This window comes from Oleiphilus sp. HI0132 (genome assembly GCF_001635845.1).
Genome location: NZ_LWGJ01000634.1, coordinates 1 through 1,297 on the forward strand (window position 1 = coordinate 1; position 1,297 = coordinate 1,297).

At 42.9% G+C, this 1,297-nt stretch carries 2 protein-coding genes; both read left to right on the forward strand.

Annotation, left to right across the window (positions count from 1 at the left end; genetic code table 11):
• Nucleotides 1–432 (forward strand): hypothetical protein (locus A3766_RS30700; RefSeq protein WP_197479423.1); only part of this gene is annotated, 432 nt, incomplete at its 5' end.
• Between the two features lie 94 nt (nucleotides 433–526).
• A partial coding sequence (locus A3766_RS07745) for a GspE/PulE family protein (RefSeq protein WP_369808608.1) occupies nucleotides 527–1,297 on the forward strand: 771 nt, incomplete at its 3' end.

Here is a 1,297-nt window from a genome sequence, read left to right on the forward strand (position 1 = left end):
AAAGCTCAAGTTCTTCTCGCTAACCGAGTGCATAGAGTGGTGTATGAACAAGACCTTATTGCCCGCTTACCGGTAAATCAACAGGCACTGAACGAGTTTAAGTCGATATCCAGCATTGCTCCAGACTTTATCGCGAATTCGATGAACGAAGCAAACAGCCTGATGAACTTCGATACCCTAGGTAGGCAGATCTCACTCGACCACTATGCTAACTATGTTGAGTGGAACGAAAGTGACTCTGTTTCATTGGAACAAATATACTGGTTGAACCTAGCAGATGATCTTTCAATTGCTAAACATGCTTCCTTAAGCCCACTTGATCAGATAAATAATATGACAAGTGTCATTTCAGCTAATACAGAAGACCATTCACAACTAAAAGATGATGGCTACTTCTGTGCAATGATAGCCGCGCTGGAAAATGAACACTAAAGTGACTCGGCTCAAGCCAAAGTGCTTTGAATACACATTTGCGGCGATCTTCTACTAAACTAATAAGGATATAATTAGTTTTGGAGCCTATTTCTTGATTGCAAATCGTGAACAGCTTGTAGAGTCACTTGAAAAAAGTAAAAGCTATCAACACCAGCATCTTGGGCAGATATTACTGCAAACCGGCATTATCACGTCAAAACAGTTAAGCACCGCCCTGCATAAACAAATTGCTGAGGGCAAGAAAGAAATGCTAGGGCATATATTGCAGCGCTTGGGCTACGCTAGCGACCACCAGGTTCGCAATGCACTTTCCTGCTGTCTGGAGATACCTTTTATTCAGCTCGCCGGGTTTGACGTTGATGAACATGCGTTGCAACTAGTTCCTGCCGAGTTTGCCAGAGCACATGCTGTTATTCCCCTCATGGCTCACAAAGATCGCTTAGTCGTGGCGATGGAAGACCCGTCTGATAACGAAACCATCAACCTACTGCATTTTTTATCTGAACAAGTCATCGAGCCGGTATTGAGTACCGCAAGTGATATAGAGTACGCAATTTCTCAATATTATGGCTCAACCGATATTGATGATGTTCTAAAGGATATGCCCAGCACCAGCTTGAGCAATAGCTGGGAAGCTCAACAAGCTATAAAGCTCGCATCAGATAAACCAACCGTTAAGCTAATACATAATTTGATCGCCGATGCGGTAACCCGCAGAGCATCAGACATACATATCAGGCCCAAAGAAAAAAGCGTTGATATTCTCTACCGTATTGATGGCAGTCTGCTAAAAATACGCAACTTTGATATTAAAATGTTGCCTGCCGCTGTTGCCCGTATCAAGATTATCTCAGGAATGAAT